The 26,244-nt window shown below is 42.8% G+C and carries 19 protein-coding genes; 6 read left to right on the top strand and 13 right to left on the bottom strand.

What is annotated here, in order from left to right; genetic code table 11:
- Positions 1-149 precede the first annotated feature (149 nt).
- The 4 genes from Q9G97_RS01675 to Q9G97_RS01660 all read left to right on the top strand — a co-directional run bounded on the left by Q9G97_RS01675 (position 150) and on the right by Q9G97_RS01660 (position 5,127).
- Positions 150-1,481, top strand: coding sequence for a homoserine dehydrogenase (locus tag Q9G97_RS01675; RefSeq protein ID WP_305899478.1), 1,332 nt, complete (start codon positions 150-152; stop codon positions 1,479-1,481).
- A gap of 207 nt (positions 1,482-1,688) precedes the next feature.
- Positions 1,689-2,870, top strand: a complete 1,182-nt coding sequence (locus tag Q9G97_RS01670) for a thiolase family protein (RefSeq protein ID WP_305900245.1) — start codon at positions 1,689-1,691, stop codon at positions 2,868-2,870.
- A gap of 443 nt (positions 2,871-3,313) precedes the next feature.
- Positions 3,314-4,162, top strand: a complete 849-nt coding sequence (locus tag Q9G97_RS01665; protein ID WP_201571346.1) for a DUF2382 domain-containing protein — start codon at positions 3,314-3,316, stop codon at positions 4,160-4,162.
- Between the two features lie 317 nt (positions 4,163-4,479).
- A complete protein-coding gene (locus Q9G97_RS01660; RefSeq protein WP_305899477.1) occupies positions 4,480-5,127 on the top strand; it encodes a YsnF/AvaK domain-containing protein in 648 nt (215 codons plus the stop codon).
- Positions 5,128-5,266: 139 nt separating this feature from the next.
- Here the strand turns inward: Q9G97_RS01660 and Q9G97_RS01655 are convergent, their stop codons facing one another.
- Positions 5,267-5,800 carry a hypothetical protein gene (locus Q9G97_RS01655; protein ID WP_305899476.1) on the bottom strand — a complete coding sequence of 178 codons (534 nt, stop codon included), beginning with the start codon at positions 5,798-5,800 and terminating at the stop codon, positions 5,267-5,269.
- Between the two features lie 158 nt (positions 5,801-5,958).
- Positions 5,959-8,799, bottom strand: coding sequence for a preprotein translocase subunit SecA (secA, locus tag Q9G97_RS01650; RefSeq protein WP_305899475.1), 2,841 nt, complete (start codon positions 8,797-8,799; stop codon positions 5,959-5,961).
- Positions 8,800-9,065: 266 nt separating this feature from the next.
- Between secA and mutS the strand changes: the two genes are divergently transcribed.
- On the top strand, positions 9,066-12,476 hold the full coding sequence (gene mutS, locus Q9G97_RS01645; RefSeq protein ID WP_305899474.1) for a DNA mismatch repair protein MutS: 3,411 nt from the start codon (positions 9,066-9,068) through the stop codon (positions 12,474-12,476).
- 110 nt (positions 12,477-12,586) lie between these two features.
- Positions 12,587-12,910: a ferredoxin FdxA gene (gene fdxA / locus Q9G97_RS01640; protein ID WP_305899473.1), complete on the top strand. Its 324-nt coding sequence runs from the start codon at positions 12,587-12,589 to the stop codon at positions 12,908-12,910.
- 281 nt (positions 12,911-13,191) lie between these two features.
- On the opposite strand, the gene Q9G97_RS01635 is transcribed toward fdxA, so the two are convergent.
- The 11 genes from Q9G97_RS01635 to Q9G97_RS01585 form a co-directional block, all read right to left on the bottom strand.
- Complete coding sequence (locus Q9G97_RS01635) at positions 13,192-14,679, bottom strand: fused MFS/spermidine synthase (protein WP_305899472.1); 1,488 nt, start codon at positions 14,677-14,679, stop codon at positions 13,192-13,194.
- A gap of 345 nt (positions 14,680-15,024) precedes the next feature.
- Positions 15,025-15,516, bottom strand: coding sequence for a pilin (locus Q9G97_RS01630; protein WP_305899471.1), 492 nt, complete (start codon positions 15,514-15,516; stop codon positions 15,025-15,027).
- A 124-nt stretch (positions 15,517-15,640) separates the two neighbouring features.
- The gene (locus Q9G97_RS01625; RefSeq protein ID WP_305899470.1) at positions 15,641-17,230 is read right to left on the bottom strand and encodes an O-antigen ligase; all 1,590 of its coding nucleotides are present in this window, start codon (positions 17,228-17,230) and stop codon (positions 15,641-15,643) included.
- Positions 17,231-17,296: 66 nt separating this feature from the next.
- Positions 17,297-17,749, bottom strand: a complete 453-nt coding sequence (locus Q9G97_RS01620) for a pilin (protein ID WP_305899469.1) — start codon at positions 17,747-17,749, stop codon at positions 17,297-17,299.
- Between the two features lie 453 nt (positions 17,750-18,202).
- Positions 18,203-18,706, bottom strand: a complete 504-nt coding sequence (locus tag Q9G97_RS01615; RefSeq protein WP_305899468.1) for a type IV pilin protein — start codon at positions 18,704-18,706, stop codon at positions 18,203-18,205.
- Complete coding sequence (locus Q9G97_RS01610) at positions 18,700-19,191, bottom strand: type IV pilin protein (protein ID WP_371747918.1); 492 nt, start codon at positions 19,189-19,191, stop codon at positions 18,700-18,702. The genes Q9G97_RS01615 and Q9G97_RS01610 overlap by 7 nt, the downstream gene beginning before the upstream one ends.
- 13 nt (positions 19,192-19,204) lie before the next feature.
- The gene (locus tag Q9G97_RS01605) at positions 19,205-23,005 is read right to left on the bottom strand and encodes a hypothetical protein (RefSeq protein WP_305899466.1); all 3,801 of its coding nucleotides are present in this window, start codon (positions 23,003-23,005) and stop codon (positions 19,205-19,207) included.
- 99 nt (positions 23,006-23,104) lie between these two features.
- On the bottom strand, positions 23,105-23,914 hold the full coding sequence (locus tag Q9G97_RS01600; RefSeq protein WP_305899465.1) for a PilX N-terminal domain-containing pilus assembly protein: 810 nt from the start codon (positions 23,912-23,914) through the stop codon (positions 23,105-23,107).
- Positions 23,914-25,062: a PilW family protein gene (locus tag Q9G97_RS01595; protein WP_305899464.1), complete on the bottom strand. Its 1,149-nt coding sequence runs from the start codon at positions 25,060-25,062 to the stop codon at positions 23,914-23,916. The genes Q9G97_RS01600 and Q9G97_RS01595 overlap by 1 nt, the downstream gene beginning before the upstream one ends.
- Position 25,063: 1 nt before the next feature.
- On the bottom strand, positions 25,064-25,654 hold the full coding sequence (gene pilV, locus Q9G97_RS01590) for a type IV pilus modification protein PilV (protein ID WP_305899463.1): 591 nt from the start codon (positions 25,652-25,654) through the stop codon (positions 25,064-25,066).
- On the bottom strand, positions 25,654-26,157 hold the full coding sequence (locus Q9G97_RS01585; RefSeq protein WP_305899462.1) for a Tfp pilus assembly protein FimT/FimU: 504 nt from the start codon (positions 26,155-26,157) through the stop codon (positions 25,654-25,656). Before Q9G97_RS01585 ends, pilV begins: the two co-directional genes overlap by 1 nt.
- Positions 26,158-26,244 lie beyond the last annotated feature (87 nt).

The following is a 26,244-nucleotide window of genomic DNA, read 5'->3' as shown; positions in this document are numbered from 1 at the left end:
AATAACCACGCATCTCAACGGTGGTTATTTGCTGGCAGATGCTTGGCAATATGATACGATAATGAAAAATAATTTTTGCATTCCTAAATGCTGTATACCTGAATACCACCATCCCCTTTTATTTTATACTTTAAACTTTTGAGGATACTGTGAGCAAATCCATTAAACTTGCGATACTTGGCCTAGGTACTGTCGGTACCGGCGTAATCAATCTAATCAACGATAACTTAGACGAGCTAAAGCGTCGTAGCGGTCGCGATATTATCATTAGTGAGGTTGGCACCCGCCGTCAGCGTGATGATATCGACCCAAACATCATCCAAAACCATGACTTAATGGCTATCGCCGAGAGTGATAATGTCGATATCATTATTGAAGTAATCGGCGGAACTACGCTTGCCAAAGATATTATTATGCATGCCATCAAAAACGGTAAGCATGTGGTCACCGCCAATAAAGCGCTGCTCGCTGAGCATGGTAACGAGATATTCGCTTTGGCCGAAGCCCATAATGTACATGTTGCTTATGAAGCGGCTGTCGCAGGCGGCATTCCTATTATCAAAGTCATGCGCGAGGCCTTGGCAGCCAATAAAGTCGACTGGCTAGCAGGTATCATCAATGGTACAGGCAATTTTATTATGACGGAGATGCGTGATAAAGGTCGCACGTTTGCTGACGTATTGACCGAGGCGCAAGAGCTGGGTTATGCCGAGGCTGACCCGACCTTTGATGTAGAGGGTATTGATGCCGCGCACAAGCTTGCCCTACTAGCCTCTATTGCTTTTGGTATTCCGCTACAGTTCGATAAGGTCTATTGCGAAGGGATAAGAAACATTACTTTGCAAGATGTCAGTTATGCTGAAGAATTAGGCTATCGTATCAAGCATGTTGGCTTCGCTGTACGCCGTGCGGGTACTGATGGAGACAACGCGGGTATTGAGCTGCGCGTCCATCCGACTCTGATTCCGCAAGATACGTTACTCGCCAATGTTAATGGCGTCAAAAACGCAGTGTTGGTAAACTCTCATCCTTTAGGTCAGACGCTCTATTATGGCGATGGCGCAGGCGCAGGCGCAACGGCTTCAGCAGTTATGGCTGATGTGATGGATCTAGTAAGAGTATTGAGTAGTACCAATCATGGCGATAACGGCCACCATGTGCCGCATTTATCTTTTCAGCCTGAACAATTATCAGATACGCCAGTATTACGCGCGGAGCAGATGACTACGGGTTACTATCTACGCGTTCATGCTTTTGATAATCCAGGTGTACTGGCTGATATCACCCGTATCCTAAGCGATGCTGGTATCAATATCGATGCGATACTACAAAAACCTGCTCATAAAGTTGGTCAAGTGCCTGTCATTATCTTAACCTTGCCAGTGGTTGAGAGTCAGATGAATCTAGCTATTGAAAAGATCGAAAAGTTAGAGGCTATCGCAGGTAAAGTGGTACGGATCCGTTTAGACGAGCTCGCTTAGTAGTTCTAGCTTAGTACCTTTATTTCAGTAGTTCTAATAGCCTAGTAGCTCTGATGCAATAACCTTATTACAGTAGTATTGACTAGCTAGTGCGCCTTATACTTACTCTAATTGGCAAAAAATTGTTATAACATGGCTGAGCGTAGCGTATAGCTACTCTAAAAATATTTGAATATTAAGATAAGGAAAATAATTATGTCAGCAACTATGTCAGATGACGCCATTGTAATCGTTAACGGTGCTCGTACGCCAATGGGTGGATTTCAGGGCGCACTAAAAGACGTCAGCGCTACCGAATTAGGTGCTGCGGCAATCAAAGCTGCTGTAGCCCGTGCTGGGGTCGCAATCGACGATATTGATGAAGTCATTATGGGTTGTATTTTGACCGCAGGTCTTGGTCAAGGTCCAGCTCGTCAAGCCATGCGTGCAGCTGGCCTGTCCGATGCTACAGGTGCGGTGACTATCAACAAGCTCTGTGGTTCTGGCCTTAAGGCCGTGATGCAAGCTTATGACGGTATCAAAGCTGGTAGCTTCGATATCGCTGTGGCTGGCGGCATGGAGTCGATGACCAATGCGCCTTATATTATGCCAGGTGCACGTGGCGGCTACCGTATGGGACACAAAGAAGTCAAAGACCACATGTTCCTAGATGGTCTAGAAGATGCTGAGACTGGCAAGCTAATGGGTCAATTCGCTCAAGATATGGCTAATAAAAAAGGCTATACTCGCGAGCAGATGGATGAGTTCGCTATCGAATCGCTTAATCGTGCCCTTACTGCTATCAAAGATGGTCACTTCGATAATGAGATCACCCCTGTCACTTTTGAGACTCGTAAAGGCGAGCAGACGGTCGATACTGATGAAGAGCCAGGCTTAGCCAATGCTGAACGCATCCCAACTTTGCGTCCCGCTTTTGCCAAAGACGGTACGATCACTGCGGCTAATGCCAGTTCAATCTCAGATGGTGGCGCAGCGGTTGTCGTTATGAAAGAGTCGCAAGCTAAATCTAAAGGTCTAGATTATCAAGCGCGAATTGTCGCCACAGCTTCTAACTCACGTCATCCAAGCGAGTTCACTATCGCACCGATTGGTGCTATCGAAAAAGTCTTAGCTCGCGCAGGCTGGTCTGTTAGCGATGTCGATCTTTGGGAAATTAATGAAGCTTTTGCGATGGTGACTATGGCGGCAATAGATGAAATGTCTATCGATCATGCCAAGGTCAATATAGAAGGCGGTGCGTGTGCATTAGGTCATCCAGTAGGCTGCTCTGGCGCTCGCATTCTAATCACGCTAATCAATTCATTACAGCGTACTGGTGGTAAAAAAGGCGTTGCAACGTTATGTATAGGTGGCGGCGAAGCAGTAGCTGTGGCTATTGAATTGCCATAACAGCTGCCAAAGTATTAGTTGCAGCACATAGATTTAAAAAATAATCTGAAAGTTTTGATAATGACCACCGCATTGGCTCTAGTCAATGCGGTTTTTTTGTTTGCTTCTTTTGAAGACTCGTCAAAACAACACATATCCACCGACACTGTAAAAACACGTTAACTTATACCCAAAGGATGTTATGGCATTTACAGCCTATTACACGCCTTTACGTCTAGCGCACATTTTGCTACCTCGCGCATATATCTCATCAAAAACCTGAGTGCTACTATTATTACAAGTTGAGGCAAAACATTTTTAAGACTATTTATTACTTAGATATTAATTATTTAAACAGTCATTTGCATATAACGAAAGATTTTACTTAGCGTTGTTTCTGACGCTAGTGTTTTTGAATTTTAATATTAATAATCAACATTTACTCATATAAAAGGACGACAATAATGAGCCAACTAATTCGTTTACAAGATATTCAAGCAACTCACCGTGATCTAATTGGTGACGACTATTATGATCCAACTCACAAAACGGCTTATGGCGTTAATGAAGAAAAAATCGGTAAAATCGATGGTGCTCTAGTAGAAGATACTACAGGTCGTATTCGTTACCTAATCGTAGATGCAGGCGGTTGGTTCAGCTCAAAAGAAGTATTAGTACCAGCAGGGTTAGCTCGTATCGTTGGTGATGATGTGTTCTTTGACAGCTTGACCAAGTCTCAAGTAGAAGCTATGGAGCAGTATGACCATGACTATCAGTACAGCTATAAAGAGCAATATGAGAATGATCGTAAAGCGTTTGTAGCAGATACTATTCCAACCGAAGAGCGTATGGAATTTACTGATACTAACTATGATGCGCCAAATACCTTAGAGCTTTTAGAAGAGCGTTTGACCGTAAATAAAGATCGTATTGTAGCGGGTCTTGTTAAAGTCGGTAAGCATGTCGTAACTGAAGAGCGCAATGTAGAAGTTGAGCTAGAAGAAGAGCATGCGCATATCGAACGTACTAATGTAGACCGCATGACTGACAAGCGTATTGGCGATGTAGATGGTACTGGTACGGTTGAAGTTCAACTAGAAGCAGAACGTGCTCGCGTTGGTAAAGAGACTTATGTCACTGAAGAAGTTAATGTCGGTAAAACCACTGAGCGTCATACTGAGACCATCGTTGATACTATCCAACGTGAAGAGCTAGATATTGATCGTGATGGTAACGTAGTAGATGCTAATGGTGCCTTGTACGAAGGTGACAACATCACTGCAGAAGACGTACGCCGCGCTCGTGGTATGTAATAAGCTAATTGTTGACTCATTATTGGTTAACAAATAATAGCCGCTACTCTTTATTACTTATAAGATTATTGATAAGTAACTTAGTTTTAAGTAATTTAGTTTAGTGAATTAAGGCCAGAGTCCGTCTCTGGTCTTTTTTTATGGCAGCATATTTTATAACTTACTAAAATATACTTTGATACTAATGATAACTGAGCTTATAAGGTATACATTATTATCAATGAGCTTTATTGCATTTAATATCGTTAACAGATTACTAGCTGATTTACTTTTATATAGTTGCCTATTACCTGTTTTCAAACTAAAGGACTTATACTATGAATAATGATAATAACAGTAATAACTTAACTGAAAACCCTACCTTATCTCCTACTGCTACTGCTACTGCTACTGCTACTGATAACACGAGAGTTGTTAATGAAAGCAATGACAATACGCTTGCTGCCGCAGATAGTACTGTTGATAAAGAAGTAGCGGCTATTCGAGGTGGAGGTGGTTATCTAGAGCTATTAGAAGAGCGCCCAGTAATCAACAAAGAGCGCCTAGATACTGGTCGCGTCACCGTGACTAAGCATCAACGCACTAAAATGATCGAAGTGCCAATCGAGTTGGTCGAAGAATATATCACTGTCCAAACCGAATACCACGATGCCGAAAGCCGTGATCTATTGTCAGGTAATTATGATGATAAAGATATCTTACGTCATGTTGAGCCCTCTTTGGATAGTAAAGCGGTGATTACTGTTAATGATAAACAAGTGGCTATAGGCGATGCACCTATTGAGATCGTAATATCCAGACAAGTTGCGACTATTACCAAGCAGACTTATGCTATCCAAGAAGTTGCGATAAATAAAAGCGTACATACTCATGTCGATAACATAGAAGTCGAGCTTAAGCATGAGGAGCTGGATGTACAAGAGGAAGGGTTCTTAGATCATGGTAATAGGCCTATCGTTAAGTAATAACCCTAAACTTAGAGGTAATGATAGAAACTCATTAAACGTATAATCATAAAACTGACAGACATAAATTTTACAAAGCAAAAAAGCAACGTTATCGTTGCTTTTTTGCTTTGTAAAGGTTCAATTAATAGAGATTTAACTAACTGGCTTTATTACACTCATAAGTATCAACATTAGATTCATCAGCGCCTGCGGTACGTATGACACCCGTTGCACGCTCAGTATGCGCCGTACGCCACTGCACAAAACCTTGACCGCCATCTAGTGCCGTACTACCTTCAAATACTTCAGGGTTAGCGCCTTCATTGGTCTTGTTCAGACTCACTGTACCTTTATCGGTCACTAGCACCACACTATTTTCGTCATCTTTATAAGTCGCTTCAACTTTTAGTTCAGGTGAGCATAGATAGATCATTTGCGTCACATCAGCATTGACGTTAGCAATGGTATCATCGGTGACTTCATTCAGTGTAGCATCGTCGGTTGCCACTACTATATCATTTGGCTCGGCTGGATCTGCTGACATTGGCACGGCTTGTTCAGCTGCGATATCCTCTTCTAAGCTTGGCTCTACTTCAGCTTGCTGCTGACAAGCACTAAGCCCAATGACGCCAGCTAGTAAAGTTGCTGCAATAACGGACGAGCGAAACTGTTGTAATGATCTTAAACTCATACCCTACTCCTAAATTAAGATGCTAAATGCCTATATATCAAATAACTACATGTCAAATAACAGTATGCCAGACTCTGATATGCAAAATACTATAGCGCGTCCGCTTATCAACGCCTATGTTGAATTTGTAAGCGATAACTACTAATAACTACCCGTTATTAAATTTTGCCATGACATTGCTTATACTTGAGGTTTGAGCCACAAGGACAAGCCGCATTACGACTTACATTCATATTAGCATATGGATTAGGCTCGGCTTGCGCGCCCTCATCAATCGCTGCACCTGCACCAGCCGCTGCTACGCCACCACTCAAGTTGACTCGCATTTGACCATTAGTACGAGCATTGCTACGCGCACTTTGATTAGACTGACCCTGATTGGCATTAGCAGGCTGCTGGCCATCATTCTCGATACCACTAGCATCATTATGCTCAAACTGCATCTGCATGCGCTCGCGATCAGCCCGTTTTTGCTCTTCTAGTGCTTCCATCTCTTCTTTACTTGGGATATGTACTCGCGATAAATCCTGTACCGTCTCAGACTTAATAGCGCCAAGCATCATCTGAAACAGCTCAAACGACTCACGCTTGTACTCTTGCTCAGGGTTTTTCTGCGCATAGCCACGCAAGTGAATCCCTTTACGCAGCTGATCCATCTGCGTAAGATGCTCTTTCCAATGCTTATCGAGACTTTGAAGCATAAAGTGACGCTCAAGCTGAGCAGCGTTTTTCTCTCCCATCTGCTCGCGGCGGCTATGATAATGCTCCAGCGCGGTATCAACGATTTTTGCTCGTAGCGCCTCTTCATCAAGACGACGATCTTCATCTAGCCAGTCATTGATCGGCATATAGAGCTTGAACTCGTCTTCCAGCTCATCTTCTAAACCATCAACATTCCACTGATCATCAATAGAGCCTGGTGGAATAAACTGATTGATCATGGCGTTATAGACCTCGAAGTTCATCACCTCAATGGCTTCTAATAAATCAGTCTCATCGAGTAGATCATCACGCTGACCGTAGATGACTTTACGCTGCTCATTGGCGACGTCATCATATTTTAGTAGGTTTTTACGCGCATCAAAGTCGCGGCTTTCAACTTTACCTTGTGCGTTCTCAATAGATTTGGATACCATCTTATGCTCGATGGCCTCGTCTTCTTTGAGACCCATCGCTCGCATCATATTGACCACGCGATCCCCTGCGAAAATACGCATAAGATCATCTTCTAATGATAAGAAAAAGCGCGACATCCCAGGATCGCCCTGACGACCTGCACGACCTCGTAGCTGGTTATCGATACGGCGCGATTCGTGACGCTCAGAGCCAACGATATGTAAGCCACCTGCGGCAACGACTTCATCATGTTTGATTTGCCATGCTGCTTTGTGGCGTTGCATCTCTTCAGGACTGACAGAATCGATGTCTTCGATAAATGACTGCCAGTTACCACCCAAGATAATATCCGTACCACGACCTGCCATGTTAGTAGCGATAGTCACTGATTTTGGACTACCTGCCTGCGCAATAATCTCTGCCTCACGCTCATGCTGCTTGGCATTTAGGACATTATGTTTAACGCTTTCTTGATCCAGTAAGTACGATAACTCCTCACTGGCCTCAATAGTCGCTGTACCGACGAGCACAGGTGCGCCTTTGGCCTGAATCTCTTTGATCTCGCGGATGATGCCCTTGTATTTGCCAAGCTTAGTTAAAAAGATCTGATCGTCCATATCCACCCGCGCAATAGGCTTGTGCGTTGGAATAACGATAACATCTAAGTCATAAGTCGACTTGAACTCAGCCGCTTCGGTATCAGCTGTGCCTGTCATCCCTGATAGCTTTTCATATAGACGGAAAAAGTTCTGAAAAGTCGTTGTCGCAAGCGTTTGGTTCTCCGCTTGGATATCACAACCTTCTTTGGCTTCGACCGCTTGGTGTAAGCCCTCTGACCAGCGACGACCTGGCATCGTACGGCCTGTGTTTTCATCAACGATAACCACTTCGCCTTCATCAACAATGTAATGAACGTTTTTGACAAAGACATGATGCGCGCGGATAGCGGCTTGTACGTGAGCCAATAGTGGTAGACGACTTGGGCTATATAAACTCTCTTCAGGACCTAATTCGCCAACTTCAATCAAAAAGCTTTCGATCTTTTCATAGCCCTTTTCACTGATCTCAATCTGACGGTTTTTCTCATCGATCCAAAAGTCTTCTTCTTCGTTATTCTTATTAGCCTCTTCATCTCTTGAACGTATCAGCACTGGAATAATAGTATTAATCAGCGCATACATCCGAGATGAGTCTTCCGCTTGACCTGAGATGATAAGCGGTGTCCGTGCCTCATCGATCAAGATAGAGTCAATCTCATCAATAATACAAAAGTTCAGCGGGCGTTGCTTTTTCTCTTGTAAACTAAACACCATATTATCGCGTAGATAATCAAAACCATATTCGTTGTTAGTACCGTAAGTGATGTCCGCTTGATAAGCTTCAACCTTCTCTTGTGGCGGCTGCTGCGAGTAGATAACGCCCACCTTTAATCCCAAGAAGTTAAATAAAGGACGGTTCAAATCCGCATCACGAGCTGCGAGATAGTCATTCACTGTGACCACATGCACGCCTTTAGCGCTAACAGCATTCAGATAAATGGCTAGGGTCGCCATCAAGGTTTTACCCTCACCCGTCTTCATCTCAGCGATTTTGCCTTCGTGCAAGGTAATACCACCGATCAGCTGCACGTCGTAGTGACGCATACCTGTGATGCGTAAGGACGCTTCACGACACACGGCAAAAGCTTCGGGTAATAGCGCATCTAGACTCTCGCCCTTTTGAAAGCGCTCTTTGAACTCTACAGTTTTTTGTTGCAGCTGCTCATCACTCAAGGCTTGAATGCTGGGCTCATGGGCATTGATCTTAGTGACAACACGGCGCATACGTTTGAGTTCACGATCATTTTTGGTACCTACCACACTGCCTACAATCTTCGATAACATAATTTTAACCTATAAAATTTTTGATAATTTGCAATAATTAATGTGCTTTAGAGCCCCGCTTTTTTTATATCTGTCATATGCGACTGTTATTAGGGGCTGTTGTAAAAACAACTGAGTATCAACTTAAAGATGTCGACATTATATATGGTTATGATGCCGATGAATACAAGAGCCGTAGACAGATATTTGCTGCGGTATAAATGCCCTAAGGCATGTTAAAATAGCAATCATCAAGCAACACCAATATATCAAATAAGAGATCTTGCATGCCCGTAAAACCAGCCACCCAAAATCAGCACTCATCCAATAGCCCCACCTCTAAAGTACTCACAATCGGTGATGCAGTCTACGATTTGGACGATCATACGCCAATGATGGTGCAGTATTTGACGATGAAAGTGAACTATCCACAGGCACTGCTGCTGTATCGGATGGGCGATTTTTATGAGCTGTTTTTTGACGATGCCAAACGCGCCGCGCAGATATTAGATATCACTTTGACCCGTCGTGGTACCGATAAAGCAGGCAATACTATCGCGATGGCAGGTGTGCCGTTTCATGCCGCCGACAGCTATATGGCAAGACTTATTGCTGCTGGGCAGACCGTAGTCGTCTGCGAGCAAATCGATGAGTCCACCACTAGTCAACTCCCTACTATGGGCGCAAAAAGTAAAAAAGATACTGCCGATAATATTAACACCTCATCCAAAGGCGGCAAGGCCAAAGCGGCTACGATTATGCGCCGCGAAGTGGTCAAAACCCTGACCGCAGGGACTATCACTGATGATGCCCTTATTAGCGAAGGATCCACCCCGACAGTCGTCGCTATCGACATAGCAGCTATGACAAAAGGTGTCAGCAAAGATGCTAATAAAAATGCTAGTAAAGAACAACCGTTACAAGCGGCTATCAGTCAGCTCGATTTGGCAGCTGGTACGCTGACCACTCAGGAGTTAAGCGCTACTAGTAGTGATGAGTTGCAAATACAAATGCTGACGGTATTGGCGCGCTTTGCCCCTAGTGAGTGCATCGTAAGCGAAGCACTCAATGATACTATTGGTGAGGACTGGCTGCTATGGTTACGTAGCACGCTTGATTGTCCGATAATCGAAGTAGCCGCCAATGACTTCCATAAAGATCACGCACCCAATACCTTGTGCCAGCAGTTCGATGTCCAGCGCCTCGATGGCTTAGGTATATTGGATATGCCTTTATCGCAGACCAGCTGCGCGGCGCTCATTCATTATGCGCGTCAAACCCAGCAGCGCCATGTGCCTCAAGTGAATCAGTTGATCGTTGAGCACGATGATGACTATTTGATCATCGATGCCAATAGCCAACAAAACCTTGAACTGTTCGCGCCTGTCAGTAGCAATGGCACTTCGCTAATCTCAGTCGTCAATCATTGCAAGACCCCGATGGGCAGACGCTTACTAGTACAACAGATGAAGCGACCTTTGCGCCAACACAGTCTTATTGATCAGCGCTTAGATGCTATCGGTATTCTACTAAATAATGAGCGTCAATCAAACGATCATCAACCGAACACCTCGGTCACTGAACTACGTCAAACCCTAAATGCTATTAGCGATGTCGAGCGTATCAGTAGCCGTATTGGGCTGATGAGTGCTCGTCCGCGCGACTTACGTAAGCTTTGCGATAGCATTGCCAGCAGTGCACAATTGGGTGAGCAGCTGAATACGCTATTTATGGGTACTAGCAAAGGCTCTGAGCAGAAAAGCTCTGAGCAAAAAGGCTTATTGCCATTGTTGATGCAGTATTTACCGGCCCAAATGCCTGCTATTAAGGAAATAGCCGAGCTGATTGGGCGCTCTATCGTCATCGAGCCGCCTGCGCATATCCGTGATGGCGGCATGATAGCCTCAGGATTTGATGCAGAGTTTGATCGCCTCAGCCACTTGCATGATAATATCCAAGCGACTCTTGATGAGATGTTAGAGCGCGAACGGCAAGCGCATCAACTGTCCAGTCTAAAAGTTGGCTTTAATAAAGTTAGCGGCTTTTATTTTGAGCTGCCAAAGATGCAGGCACAAAACGCCCCTGAGCACTTTATTCGTCGGCAAACTCTTAAGAGTAGCGAGCGCTTTATTACTGATGAATTAAAGACAGTCGAGACCGAATATCTCAGTGCGCAAACCCTAGCGCTAGCTCGCGAAAAACAGCTTTATCAGCAGCTATTGATTACTTTAAGCGGCCAGTTAGGTCAGCTGCAACAGCTAAGCGCTGCCATCGCCCAAATCGATGTGCTCAGCAACTGGGCACAATTGGCTATCACTTATAACTGGCAGCGACCTATAATGGGCAATGAGATAGCGAGTGACGACTTAGTAAATAGCAAAAACGCAGATAGACCAAACTTAAACAACGCAGGCTCAGATAACTTAAACTCAAATAACGAGCGTCAGCAAACTCAGCTTAACTTTGATGAGCCGTCATTAGCAAATAACCAAGCTCCTAATAGCATTAGTAGAAGCAGTCAAAATAGCCCAACCAGTATCGATATCAAAGCGGGTCGCCATCTAGTCGTAGAAGCCGCACTGAACCCTAGCTTCGTTACTAGCAAAGCCAATAAAAACAGTACCGCTAAGCAAATTCGCACCTTTGTCGCTAATGATTGCCAGCTTGGCACTGGTGCAAGTAACCTTGATAATCATAGTTTTGATAACAACAGCCTTAATAACAACAGTCTTGATAAAAACAGACATCCTGAGCGGCTGCTGCTGATTACAGGCCCGAATATGGGCGGTAAATCGACTTATATGCGCCAGACTGCGCTGATAGTGCTACTCGCCCATTGCGGCAGCTACGTGCCAGCGGCGAGTGCCCGTATCGGTGATATCGACCGTATCTTTACTCGTATTGGCTCAGCTGATGATTTAGCAGGTGGCAAATCGACCTTTATGGTGGAGATGATAGAGACCGCTAATATTCTCAATCAGGCGACCAATAAATCATTAGTGCTGATGGATGAAGTCGGACGCGGTACGGCAACGACCGACGGGCTAGCCATTGCTCATGCTTGTGTCAATAAGCTATTAGAGATTGGCTGCCTAACGTTGTTTGCTACCCATTATTTTGAGCTGACCCAATTGGCTGATAGGGGCTTTTATAGTTGTGACAATACTGATGGCAATAACAATATCAGCCCTTATAAAAACAGTAATAAGCCTACAGGCATACGCAACGTCCATGTAGCAGCAAGCGACGTCGACGGACAGTTATTGCTGCTACATCAAATTCGTGAAGGTGCTGCCAGCTCTAGCTTTGGGCTGCATGTCGCTAAGATGGCAGGCATCCCGCATGAAGTATTAGAAGATGCTAAACGCTATCTGGTGGATAATCTAAACATCGATAACGTAGCGATTACCAATGTTGCGGCTAACAATGCTACTGCAACTCAGGCGCTAGATGACACTATTAATCGTAAAAGCGACTTAGCTAATTCAGTAAATGACGAACGCCAGCTCAACTATCCTAATAGCAATCAAAGTCATGCGGATACTATTGCTGAGCAAGCAACGAGCACAGCTGAAAAAACTAAACAGAATCAATTACTTGATCTACAGCAGGCTCTTGATGACATCCATCCTGATAGTTTAACGCCCAAACAGGCCCATGATATGCTTTATATGCTAAAACAACTGATTAGCTCATAAAGGCAATTGTTTAAATGGCGCAAAAGCGCTAAAATACGCTTTATTTTATGTCACTTATTTAGTCTGATGCTTTAAGCCATCAGCCGACCCAATAACAGGTAGCTATCACTATGACCTTTGTCGTTGCAGATAATTGTATTCTTTGTAAGCACACTGACTGTGTGGAAGTTTGTCCTGTGGATTGCTTTTATGAAGGCCCAAACTTCTTAGTCATCGATCCTGACGAGTGTATCGACTGCGCCCTATGCGAGCCTGAATGTCCCGCAAATGCTATCTTCTCAGAAGATGAAGTACCAAAGGGTCAAGAGATCTTCATTGAGCTAAACGCTGAGCTGGCGCAAACATGGCCGAACATCACTGAGCTAAAACCGCCTATGCCAGATGCCGAAAAGTGGGATGGTGTCGAAGGCAAAATTCAGTATTTAGAGAAGTAATGGCTTAAGTCATCGTTATTATTTTTGTTGTGAATAGGCTATCGCTTTTGCTATGGCCTTTTTTCATGCCAATCAATTGGCAACCCTTATGCGTTGTTATAGATTTATTTTATTGAAAATACTTATCTTTTGTAGGGTGCTTTTTAAGCACCGTTTCATAAGGAATAAAGGATTTAGATACATATTTATAGTTATCCATTTTCATTACCCTCATGATTTTTTTCACACATCGTTGGTACGTGGAACGCACCCTACGCGACTTTTCTGGACTATATCTTCACCTACAAACTCTCAATAGACCGATAATAATATCTATCTAGCCTTGGCAGATCATCAGTATGCACGGGTTGATCTTCGTTAAAGAACTTTACTTGAGATAACTTTTGGCTATCAGGACAAGCAAAATTACAGAGCATAATATTCTGCAAATTATTGCTGTCATTTCTGGTAATGATGTAGGCTGAGTCGCCAAATACTTCATGCCAATTTTTTAGTATCGTTTGGGTATAGCCATGATCTTTGAGCGTCTTACCGATCATATTGGCCATGATGTATTTACTATTTTGTTGAAACTGTCTGAGCGCTTGTAGGGTGTATAAGTTACCTGCCACATAGCGCCCTTGAAAAGCATCAATCAGCATAAAGTCATAACGAGCTTGCGCGTTGCGAGTCAAATAACCACGCGCATCATCCCCTATAAATTCAATATTTGATGCTATCGGAGCTTTTAGAAAGTGTGCTTCGATAATATCAGGTAAGTCTTTATCGATATCGACTACAGTGAGTGCCATTTTAGGATTATGATGCGCCACCTCACTCGGCGTACCCATCCCTGCCCCACCTAAAAATATCAAAGACTGTGGCGCTGTTTGCTCGATAGCAGCCACGGTAATCTTGCCATACCAATGACAGTTTTGCTTGGTGAGGTATATCCAGCAGCTACTGGTAGACTGCCCAGGCTTATCCGTGATGGTGACCGCCAGCTTATCCTCATAGATGATCTGCTTAATGAACCAAGCACCCGTCGCGGTCTGATAGCCTGTATCGACTTTACTTAAGAAGATAAAGCCACCCGTTATGATAATAGCGGATACCGCGAGTAGATAGTTTTGCTTCGGTGTTAGCTGACTAGCATAATCATCTGGGTAAAGCTGCACTGCCAGCTTAGTACATAGATAGGCACTACTCGACAAAGCAACGATAAATAAGGCTAAGCTACTCATCAGACCTATATAAGGTAATAATAAAATCGGCGTGAGTGTCGAGCCGAGCACACTGCCTACTGTGGTGATTGCCACCATTGTTCCAGCGTTCTTGCCTGCGTCAACGCCAGTGCTATTTGGATATTTCAAGGTCAAAAATTGCGTAATCAGCGGAATAGCGGTCGATCCAAACGCTAACCCTACTCCAAATAATAAGCCCACACCCATAGCGGCAATGATAGGACTGCTAGTACTCATAGTCATAGCGGCGAGTAGTGGCAGTTGGATAACGCAGGCGATAGCATGAGAGATGGCGGACAGTGACAGTACATGCCCTGCCTTGAGTAGTGCTTGCCGTGGGGTGGTAATACCATTGGACAGCCGCCCGCCATACCAGTAACCAACGGCTATGGCAATTAGCACCATAGCGAGAATAACGCCAGTAATAGCAATGGAGGAGCCTATATAAGTGGCAGATATGCGAATGGCATAGATCTCGATACCGAGACCTGCAAAGCCCTCAAGTAGCGCGATAGCGAGACATATTCCTAAGACTTTTCGTTGCATAATCCATCCATCGCTATGACTATTTATAATAGAGCGAGTTTACACTATTAAGAAGTAGCTTTTGCGTAGAGAGGCAAATTTTATAGCGTTAGAAAGATGAGTTAAGCATGACCGTAGACTGTACTTTAAACCATTATCTTTTTGGCTAAGGGATAACATAAGACGATGAGTATGCCCCAAACTATCCAACCATATTGTAAAATACTCTCAGAGGGTATTATTCCAATTAAGTTTACAAACAAAGCCATTAAAAAGAAAATAAGCGTACTGATCAGTACTGCACCAATAATATATTTCATAGTCATACCTCATTATTAAGCTAAAAATACAATAGCTAATGAGCAGCTATTCTGCAACAGTACGACATTCAGCAGGAATAATATTCTGATCATCAGCTTGAGCGCTACATCTCCAACTCACAGGTGCAGTGACGGCTACTCCTACTACTAATGCAGGCGTTGGCGTCAAAGTTATCTGTGCACCACCTGAAGCCGCTGTCCCTTTTACCGTAATGACACCTGCTTCACTAATAGCGACAGGGCCACAGTTTTTAGTGACTGCATTGGTAGTAAAGCCTGAGGCAAACTCAGTACCTATGCTCGCGTTTGTCATGACCACATTCTTTGCGGCTCCTACTAGTGATAAGCATTCAGAAGTCCGCGCGCGCTGCGTATAGTCTTGATAAGCAGGAAGCGCAATCGCCATTAAGATACTTACGATAGCTATCGCGATCATCAGCTCAATTAGCGTAAAGCCTGACTGCGAATTCTTATAAGAGTGCCAAACTTTTGATTTCATATTGAATAATGAAATCAAAAGTAGAAACCTATGATGCATATCTCGTGCCTTAGTGTTTTTAGCAAAATATCCAAATATACCTTTCAAACCAGATGACATAGAGTGTTGCACTTTGTATTGAACTAGCCAAAAGTCTGGACTAAGCGCTCTAAATCGAAACATCTTACAGACAGCTATCATTTAAATCAAAACTTAAACCCTTATCTCTAAATTTTAAATTCATATAATTTAGCGGTATTGTTGCCTCTTGCTCATTATAAATACTAGCTTTATAAAACATAATCAAATTCTTATTACTAGGATAACGATAATAAATATTTTCTAGCGATTCTAATTGATGGTTTTGGAGTACATAACAGTCGCCCAAAAACAATATATCGTTATTTAAATCGACCGCATCTAATATCAGCAATTGAGGTTTGATAGAGGTGACTTGTTCAGAGAATAAGCTCTCTTGAGCGTATAGATTTCTTTTATCGACCAGTTTTACATAATCAGTGACTAGCAAGACTACTACGATAGTCATTGATGATAAGCCAAATATGACCAGCTTATTTATTTTTATAGTGCTCTTTTTATTGAGACTATTATTAGAAAGTTTATGGTTATAAAAACTATTTTTATTAAGATTATTGTTACCAAGACTACTATTATCAATATTATAGGTAATGACCCCAATATATATGCCAATAGGCACTAAAAAGTAAGCATAAGCAAAAGGATACTCAAGCAGGCAATGAGCTGTAAAGGCAATGACCATTGAGAGGTAGATAAGATCATTAGTGGTTGTTATTTTTATATAAGACCTTATGAACCAAATAACGATAGAGCCAATAATCAATAGCCCTATCGGTATGCCCACCCACAGCATAATGTCCAAAAACATATTATGAGAATATTCAAGCCATACATTAATTGGATATGTGGTACTGATTTTAGTTTGCGCAACAGAGGTCTGATTCCAGCCATAACCGAACCACGGTTTATCTGCTATGGCGATGATGGTCTGCTTCCATATATACAGACGCGAAGAGTCACCGCCAGCTCTATCAAGCATCGTTATGCTATTACCACGAATAAGCAAAGTGAAGTAAGGCACGACTATCACTAAAGCAAAGAATACTAAGGCGTTTTTTAGCATAGTGCTAAATAAGTTTAACTGGCGTTTACCATAGAATAGGATAAGCAATAAAATAACGACAACCCAACTGGTTCTGGACTGAGTCAGGACGATCCCAAACATAATAAATGCATTGATACTGAGATAGAGCGGCGCTTTTATATGCTGATTACGATAGCGCCATAGGTTTGAGAACAGTCCAATAAATAATAAAGTCGCGAGATTATTAGGTTGACCGATATTGGCAGAGGGGCGCAAAGCGCTGCTATCTAGTATCAATACAGACTCTACAATACCCGTCCATTGGATCAGCTGTAGTACGACGCAGGCTACCGCTATCGAAGAGAAAAAGGTAGAGAGTTTATCAATAGCATTTGCTGTTTTGTGCAGGCTAGTACCAGCGACGATACTTAAAAAGAACACTAGTAGATATAGAGTAGCGAGGACTAACTCTTGTCGGAAATAGAGCAAGCCAGTTAAATATTGAACGATAGGAATGGATAAGATAAATAAGAAAGCGTAACTATAAGCTTTATTAATTTGAATGTCTTTGGTAATGGCTTGCGAGCTAAGCAAAACGATAAGCGCGAGGATAGCGCAAAGGTCTTGGAAGGCACTGACCCATGGCTGCATAAAAATAGGGCTAAGATAACTTAGCCCTAATAGTATATAAAAAGTAGAAAGTAACATTATAGAAGTCTAGCCACCTGCCGTTACGTTACGGCACTCAGATGGTACAAACTTTTGATTAGTATCAGCAGTAGTACTACATACCCATTCAACACCACCACCACCAAACTCAGGAGTTAAAGTCAATGGTACTTCTTTAGCAGCTTCCGTAGTAGTCACTGTAATTACACCGTTTACACAACCTGATGATGCAACGTTTTTAGTTGCTGCTGAGCTACTAGCAGTGATAGTAGATACTCCTGTACAAGCAGCACCTTCCTCCCCGTCAGCAATAATCTTATTGTTACTAATAATATTCTCTGATACGGTTGCTTTCATAGATGACGCAGTCGTTAGTGCTTCTGAGACACGAGCACGAGTCGTATAGTCAGTGTACGCAGGGATAGCAATCGCCGCCAAGATACCGATAATAGCGATAACGATCATTAGTTCGATTAGGGTAAAACCTTTTTGAGCATTCATAATAATATCCTTTAAGATAAGGTGACGGCTATTTATTAAGCCTGCCAACTATAAATATAATGTGTGTTGAATAATATCAACGCTAGTAGAGGGTGATGATCAAACCTACTAACGGTTTTATTATTCCTCTTATTATAATTGTTGCAGGTAGCGTGCCAACTTTTTAGAACAATACCCCTTTGATACTTTTATTCTCGCCTTCTATCAGTAAAACTATAAATATCACTATCTAAATCATCATTCAAATGTATTTAAACAAAGAATATAGCTGCTTTGTGAGTAAATTTTGGCTTAAAAGCCTTCAAACTACCAATCACTCAGCAAATATTGTCACATACAGCTCAATTGTTAGCTTTACGTTACAAAAATTGTCACCCTATAGTAGTATTCAATTATATGAATGTAAGGCTGACAATTTTTGTCACCTTTATTGAGTTTTGGTAGATATTAGCTTTATTTATTCCATTCATCATTCGAGCCGCATTTTTTATCAGTACCACTGCCTCTACACTTTTCACCATCGCCATCTAGAGTTATAGTCCCATCAGTTGCCATTCTTTGATCTGTGACAGGAGTCGCCGTAATTGTCCAATCTTTACTGGTCAACTCAGTACCATCGTTCGGCGTGATCGTTACTGTATATAAAGCGGTACCTGATACTGGAAAGCGGCTACTGCCTGCGTTATCGGGCACAGATATGAATACGGCTGTCAATGGTATATTATCGTAGCGCTTATAATTTATTTTATTGGCTTCTATGCGACTGGCGATCTGTTGCATCTCGCTCATCATCTCAGCACGATTGACTCGCTCTATATAGCCATTATAAGCGGGATAAGCAATAGTCGCTAAAACACCTATAATAGCGACCACGATCATCAACTCTATAAGCGTAAAGCCTGTTTGCTGACTGCTGTCAGATCTTTTATTTATTGTGGTCGACCAGGATATTACCATGTCGTCACTCCTGTACCGCAATCGGCAGCAGTTATAGCAAGGCTTGATGTAGTAGCGCAGCGCAGACCTTGACTATTGATCATAAAACTCTTAGCGCCTGTCAGATCAATGGGTGTAGCTATCATCACCCAATCATTAGCGCTGGTGCTACCTTCGTGCAAAGTACTAAAGGTACTTGTTCCAACGATATGCCCGACTTTTATGGTATAGCGACTATTGCCTGTAGCAAACCCAAGCTCTCCTGTGCTATCTGCAATCGTATCCGCTTGAGGCTTATAGCCTTTATAAGTCAAAGCTTTGGCTCGCCACTGCTCAAGCTCATTAGTAAGGGCTAACATCTTACGCTGTGCATTAGCTTCAGCATTACGAATGATATAAGCCCGATAGCTCGGTATAGCGATAGCCGCTAGAATGCCAATAATAGCCACCACAATCATCAGCTCTATTAGAGTAAAGCCGGATTGCTTTGTAGCTTTATCGTTCATCAGTATAGTCATATCAATGCTCAATCCAACTCAGTGGGTTGATACGTTTGTCAGTATTGACACCAGCTAAAGGATCACAATCGGGACCCGTACATACCGCTGGGTCAGGATCACAGTCGCCATTTGGACAGATAACTTTGGGCTTACAAGCATCTCCTTCACAACGATTGACCAAACTACTAAAGATACTAGTATCATTGAACTGAGTGACAATATTATCGACAATTCCTGACCCTGCATTAAAGGTAGAGCGAGCAGTCACTACCCCATTACCATTGCCATCTAGGCAAGTACCATAAGGCAGACAAGTACGTTCTCGTTGAGTCGCACCTATGACACCAGCGCTACAAGCTTGAACGGCTTGGCCCTTATCAGGATTATATGAAGAGGAGACTAATATCCCAGCTAGTGCATCAGGCTCATTGAACATTTTCATCTTATAAGAGCCCGTAGTCTGCGTTGGCTCATTTAACCAAGTATCAAACGGCATATACCAGCCTTGTATCGCACCACTTTGCATATTTTCTTTGATACCATCTCTAGCGGCTGCTCCACCAGGTATCGCTGCTGCACCAATATCAGCAGCAGTAAAGGTCAGTTTTTGTAACTTATTACTATCATTAGATGCTATCCCAACTCCGTTTACAGATACAGGTGTGCGTAAACTTATCGTCGGTGCTGTCCCTGTTCCATAAAAGAACAAGTCGCTACGAGCCACGTCCTTATCGATGATACTGTATAGCGCGTTAGGAACACTCCTTGTGGCCGTTACTGGATTGCTCCGATCGCCTGTCCCTACGGTCACCATAGCTTGTACACCACTAGCAGTAACTGGCTGATTAGCAGCATTCGTGTAGCCGAACTTGCCATTATAAAAGGTAATCAGTGGACGCTCATAAATACGCGGTGGTGCATCGCCAGTACCCACTTGATCACTGACGTCTAGCACTTTAACGACTCGATCTACTTTAAAGTTATTAGTATCTGCATTGTTATTGATATCAGCGCGCCAGACTTGGCCGCCTAGATCGGCAAAATAAATATGATCGGTTAGACCATCATAATTGCGGTCTAAGGTTCTAATTTGAGTAACTACGCTATGCTTAAGATCAGTTGCTTTTGAATACTGTAATGAAGCGGTCATAGAAGCAGAGGTCGCAGTAACGCTAGTACCACTGTTATTAGCCCACCATAATAGCTTGCCATTACCAGTTTCAGCATCTACCTTTTCTTCGTTATTGGTTTTGGTTTTAACTTCACCCATTTGTACCATATAGACGCCATTGCCTTGGGCAGCGGCTTTATTGTTACATTGGGCATTATTTGGGTAGCTAGTACTTAATTTAAACTTTGCATCCTCATAACAAGTATCATAACCACCAGGTAAAAAGCTCACCATGACGCGTTTGCCGCCGCTTTTGACATAGCCTAGAGCCGGCTTACCCCACGATTGTCCCATCTTTGCAAAGGCTTGCTGTTCTGCTGCATTACTAGTGGTGCTACTTGTAGTACCTGCTAGCACTGTTGCGGTCGCTCCAAGTTGGTCTTGTAACTTATTAGCATAGTTGGAGCCGACACTATAGATCATCTTAGGGGTACTAGGAATGGAGACATCTAGGGCATAATACATAGAGCCGCCCATTCGTAGACCACCTAGTGCAAAGCTTTGATCAGCCTCATAAGTATTGACAGTCGTTGCTGCATCACCAGCACCTGTAGGGGTCGCTTTAGTAGTATAAGAGGCATAAGTGAGCCAAGGGGCATCGACACCATAAGGATAACTGCCGTCTTCGGCAGAGCCGTTACCAGCGAGCGCTTTGGGTTGTAAGTCAAGAATCTGCTTGGGTACAAAAGTAAAAACTTCTTTACCCGTACTATCATCGAGCATATGCAGCGCACCATCCATAGAGCCGTAGATAACATAGTCTTCGCGCTTGCTAGTATCGAATTTGCCAGTTGCATCAACGGCTACTTTTTTGGTGATGAGCTGCGGTATAGAGTGCAGGACACCACCGATATTTTTTAGACTAGTATTTAATGAGGCAGTGATTGCGGTACCATCAGTTACTGGCGTGCCTGTAGAGGGAGCTGTAGGCACAGGTTCACCATACCCCATAAAATTAAGTAAGGTTAGTTTTTGCGGATTAGTGTAACCCGCTAGAGAGCCAAAATTTGCAGGCTTATTTCCTGCCACTACTTGTGGATTGACAAGATTACTGCCGACATCGACAAACAGGTTTCTATTACCTACACTAGTAGTCACATTTTCGAATACTTTTTGATAAGCACCACCAACCTGTGGCGCACCGCCATCCGGTCTTAGGGCATCAGGACGACTGGAATCAAGAGTATTCCATAAGTCATAAGTATTTTTTGCAAACAAACCGCTGTTACCAGAGAATACAAAACTGTCATTACCACCAAGTAAAGTAGCATTTCTAACCTTGTATTTTTTTAGGTTGCCATTCCATAGACTAGATGATCCAGGAACAGGCTCAAGTATAGGCAGATAAGCAAATTGACGTGACTCAAGTCCCCCTAAGCTATCGAGCGGTACTGACATCGTGCCTGCCGATATTGGTTCAATCTCAGTTTCACCAATTTCTTTGATGAATGATTTGACACTCTTGGCGATATCGTCAGACTCTGCAGTATAATAAAATCCACCTTCACCAAAGCCTTGATCTTTTTTGCCCAAATTACATAAGTTTTTGGCATCCTGACTGGTGACACTAGGATCATTACAGTTGTAGGTATCTTTTCCTCCTACTATCGTCCGTCTGTCGTATAACTCTTTGTATACACTACCAAAACCTACAGTTGCAGTTGCAATAGCATCTTTTTTGGAGTTATTGTCACTGTTTAATGCCTTTGCATATTGTCCAATCAACTCCCATCCGGGCGTACCGACATTTGCTCCAGAGGGAGTATTACCTGATCTATAATAGGTACCTTCAGAGGTCAGCTTAGGATTACTAATACTACTAACAGACAGCGAACTGCCCGACAAACTGGTATTCATGAGACTTCGAGTAGCTGCTTCTGAGGAAACCCCATTGGGCTCGCCATCAGTCAAAAAGTATACGCCATAACCATCACACTGGGCTGGCGTCGCAGGCATAGGAGATGAATAGGAGGTATTCCCTTTCAACATATAAGCGCCCGCTTCGGCGTAGGCATTGGCTATTGGCGTGGTCGTTGTCGGTTCTAGGGCAATTATTTTATTAATCAATATTTTTCTATTCTCGAATGTCAAATCAGCAATTTGGGCATCTATATTGCCGCCACTGCCCAAAAAGCTACCTAAGCCAATTTTATATTTGGTTAGGTTAACATCTGTACCGAACCCTCGAGCAGTTTTGGGATTAGCAAGTAAAGGAATGAGCGCCATTTTTAGACGCGACATACGATCATAATATGGTTGGCCACTTCTAGTACGATAATAAACTCGATAGCTAACCTCTCCAATATTTACCCCTTGATCATTGTACAATAGCTGTGGCTCCATTCTATCGTCGGTAACCAATGTTGTCGTACAAAAAAAGAAGAAACAATTTCGTACCGTTCTTGGATCTATATTGTAATCATCTTTAATGCTGTCAAAGCCGCTACTATGACCCATACTGATTGAGTTATCGAGCATCATCATAATAGAGGCATTACCCCCTTGCGCCGCTTGATATATCTCACGATCACTAGTATGACCAGCACTCGTTGCCATACAAGTCAAAACTACTGTTGATAATAACTTGATAGGCCAGCCTTTCATAATAGGACGGACTCTATCAGTTTTGATTCTGTTTAAGACTCTCATAGTCATCATCCCTAAATATTGATTGCTGTTATATGTAAATTGTTAGTCATTTATTGCTTTTAAGCTGACGCGCTAAAAATAGCAATAGCTTAAATAATCCTAGTTTCCAGAAACACAAGTCACCCCAACCGGCTGGTTGATATAAGTCTGCTGTTGAGTCTGATACGGTACGCTTAATGCGGTTAGACAGCTATCTACCGTAGTAGATCCTGTACGCATCTGCTTAAAGCAGCCCGCGATAGAAGTAGTATCATTGCGGCTAGTACTAGCGCTGCCTAATGGGGCGTTAGAAAGTGCTGGTATAACTGAGGTGACATAACCGATAAAGGTAGTACAGCCGATAGCGGCATTAACCCCAGTTGTCGCAGGTTCAACATTGTTAGACGAGGTGCCTGATCCTTCTTGAGAAAAAACACCTGCACTCTCAGGTCGTACAAAGGTCATTTGGGTAATGACTCGACCTTCACTGACATAATCATCGCCATTACTGGGATCGCAATAACCGTTATTTTTGGCGGTCAATAAGGCATCGTTTCTATTAACCTCACTGATCTCAAGAATACTAAATAGCTTCGTGCTCCGCGGTCTAACACAAAAACTGATCTTGTGGCCTTCTCGTTCGCTACTCGATATATAACCTTTAAGAGTATCATTTTTTTCGCGGCTAGCAGCACTCAAGATGCGATCTTCTTTTTCAACTTTCATCAGGGCGGCATCATTAGCTTGAAACAATAACTTGTTTACTTGATCAGCGGTTGTCACTTTGAGATCGGTGGTGCTCTGCCTAACAGCGACTGCTCCTACTATCATAATTAAGATCAACACTAATAAAACTACAATTAACGCAACACCTGATTGACTGTTTAAACTCGTAAACACTTTAGGATGTTTCATAGTTTCAGGTTTCATTATAAACCTCCTCTCGCATTACGTAACAAAATAGTCGTCTCGTAAACATTACGTAAGTAGGTTGGACCCGCTGCTACAGTATCACTAAGCTCTGCATCTACCTTATCCAAAACGGTGAACTGTAAATCACTATTGTTCTGCGCAGTCGCGGTTGGATTGTTTGAACGCGCTAATATACCTATCTGCAAGCTGACAATACGCCTAGTGTCGAGCACTGTGGCAAGACTTGCAGCTGCGGGAATCGGTACGTATGCAATAGTTAAATTTTCGGGATCAGTAGCAAAGTCTCTACTAGAGGATATACCTAGCGTCGCTCTAAAATAATCAACATTAGGTATGATAATAGTGCCAGTCCCTGCTAGATTATTATTTTTTACACTAGCTGCTACAGCTGGAGCAGTTGGTGTTGTAGTTACTGCAGGTACGGCTGGTACTGTATAACTGGTTATATCAATACCTGTCTGACTTCCAGCAGTAGTCTCATTATAATTATAAATAGCTGAAGCACAGGCTAAACCTAGTGCATTGGGAGTAACTGTAGTATCCGTTCTCACAAAATAGCGCTCAATCACATAAAATCCTTCTGGTATCGCAGCCCCTTCGCAATCAAAAGTGCCTTCTCTATCCGATCGATATTGAATCGTTAGCTGATCGCTATTGGTGATACCTGCTAAATTGCTAGTACTATTAGCGGATGCATTACTAGATAATAAAGCTGCTGGAATAGCAGCACCATCTAGTACCAATCCAGATAAATTACCTTGTAACCAACTAACTGGTGAACCAGTACCAGTTGGCGCGGTGAGTACCACTCCTCCCTGCGGGGTCAAATGATTCATAAAAAACTCATTAAAGACCCCTGTTGATTTGGCACCATAGTTAGTACGTCTTAAGTGCTGCTGAATCTGAGAAAAACCAAAAGTAGCATTGTCTTGAATCTGTGAGCTGGCCTCTTGGCGGCGACTATTGACTGAGCTGGTATAAAATATTTGCAATGCGGCTGCAGAGATAAGCAGACCTAGCACTAAGGAGATCATTAACTCTACTAAAGTAAATCCCTTTACCCTATTAAAAGTCACTACTTTCACAGCAGGTGCGCTGTTGTTTGAAGTGCTTGAGCACGAGGAGCTATGATGCTTTGAGTTCATCTCATATCTCCATCATCATGCAAGTGGCTGCAGAGTAATAATTACCACCTGCTTGTGCGGCTACACCTTCGGCAGCGGCCACTTGCGCTGTTAGACAGTCTGTCTCATCATCACTACCAATAGTAGCTGTAGTATCACCCCATGCTGAAATTAGACAGTATGAATACATAATATTAGCTGTTGGATCAGTGCCATTACCACCCGTACTAGGACAAGGATGCATCTGTATCTGAAAATCGTAGTTCTGTAATTCAGTCCTGAATTTGTAGCTTTCAGCAGTCGCTAACTCTGCTGCTTCGCAAAGTGCAGTTACCGCTGTACCATCTAAACCACACATCTCACCTGGCTTTGTAGGTATTGTTACAACATTGAGTTGAGTCTCATAAGTCGTGACAGCAAAAGGATTAGCATGAATTTTTTCTGCTATATTACGCATCATGACCAATGACTGTGAGCGCTCAAATGATTCATTAGTTACTTTAATAGCCTGACCTTGTAAGGCGCTATAGCCCAGCATAGCTACTGCTAGTAACAACAACGCAACCATCACTTCTACCAAACCTATGCCTGCCTGTGTGGTCTTAGTGTTCATTAACAACTCCCAGCATCTTTGATACTAATATTCGCAATTTTATTGACTACAACTTGCTTTTTTGTCTCTTTAGTAGAACCCGTATCACAGATAGTATAGACAACTTCAGTACTTGCTCCACTTACCATTTTATTCGGCTGAAAAATAACTTGAGTGACACTATCAGGGGTAATAACTTGGGTAATATCGCTTTTACTATTAATACTATAGCTAGCTATAATGGCGCTATTCCTACCCGTCAGAGTGATTGTCTTTAGCGTGCTGTTATAGGCAACTGTAACGTCTTGACGGCGGATGATACTCTCAGCCTTGGCTTCTTTTAGGGCACTTTCAATATTTATAGCAGTTGACTTTACCCGCTGATTAGCCAATTGAGTACCAAAGCTAGGTGCTGCAATGCTAACAATAATAGCCATTATCGCAATCGTTATCATAAGCTCAATAAGCGTGAAACCTGCGCTGGTCTGTCTATAAAAGGCGCTATTAGTTATCGATGCATTCACAGCCAAATCCTATTTATTTGCTTAATTATGCTAATGGCAATATTCATTTATGAATAACATGTAGACTAATTTTGACTAGATATTCAC

Source organism: Psychrobacter sp. M13 (assembly GCF_030718935.1).
Lineage (GTDB): Bacteria > Pseudomonadota > Gammaproteobacteria > Pseudomonadales > Moraxellaceae > Psychrobacter > Psychrobacter immobilis_G.
The sequence above is the reverse complement of the archived record's forward strand: the minus strand, read 5'-3'. Positions and strand labels throughout refer to the sequence as shown.